Here is a 323-nt window from a genome sequence, read left to right as displayed (position 1 = left end):
GCCGGCGCCGGCGGCAGGGCGAGCGCCGCCGGGTCCGCCGGCACGGGGACCGCCGGGGCCCGGGGGCCGGCCGCCTCCGGCAGCGCCTCCGGGACGCGGCGGACGGTCCGCGCGGGGGCGCGGGGCACCTCCGGCACCGGGCGCGCCACCGGGTCGCTGCGGGCGGTCGCCAGCCGGACGGTGATCGCCACCACCGGGAGCCCCGGCTCCCGGACGGGCCGGACGGGCGCCACCGGGACGCGGACGGGCGCCCCCCGGGCCACCGGGACCGGCCGGACGCGCACCGGGCGCGGCCGGACGACGGTCACCGGGGCGGGCCATGC

The 323-nt window shown here is 87.0% G+C and carries 1 pseudogene; it reads right to left on the bottom strand.

The features are described 5' to 3' along the window. A pseudogene (locus PUR56_RS43155) lies at positions 1-308 on the bottom strand (hypothetical protein); the annotation flags it as partial. Positions 309-323: the final 15 nt, after the last annotated feature.

The organism is Streptomyces sp. BE303, from assembly GCF_036290945.1.
In the GTDB taxonomy this organism is placed as follows: Bacteria; Actinomycetota; Actinomycetes; order Streptomycetales; family Streptomycetaceae; genus Kitasatospora.
The sequence above is the reverse complement of the archived record's forward strand: the minus strand, read 5'-3'. Positions and strand labels throughout refer to the sequence as shown.